Origin of the sequence: Psychrobacter sp. 16-MNA-CIBAN-0192 (genome assembly GCF_040309565.1) — a bacterium.
In the GTDB taxonomy this organism is placed as follows: Bacteria; Pseudomonadota; Gammaproteobacteria; order Pseudomonadales; family Moraxellaceae; genus Psychrobacter.
On sequence record NZ_JBEOOX010000800.1, the window covers coordinates 1 to 229 of the forward strand.

Here is a 229-nt window from a genome sequence, read left to right on the forward strand (position 1 = left end):
GTAAAAGGCTGCGAAAGCCAAGCATGGCTCTATCATCACCGCTTAAATGGGCAACATTTTTATCTAGCCGATAGTGATGCTCGTATTGTAAAAGGCTTAATTGGATTATTACTGGCCAACTGCCAAGGTAAAACCACTGAGCAAATACACCAATTTGATGTGAAACAGTATTTTGACCGCCTTGGATTAAGTGGCCAACTAAGTCCATCTCGTACCAATGGTTTAACTG

1 protein-coding gene is annotated in these 229 nt (G+C 41.5%); it reads left to right on the top strand.

Annotated features, from left to right (window positions below; all coding sequences use genetic code 11):
• A partial coding sequence (locus AAEY78_RS15270) for a SufE family protein (RefSeq protein WP_352340392.1) occupies positions 1 to 229 on the top strand: 229 nt, incomplete at both ends.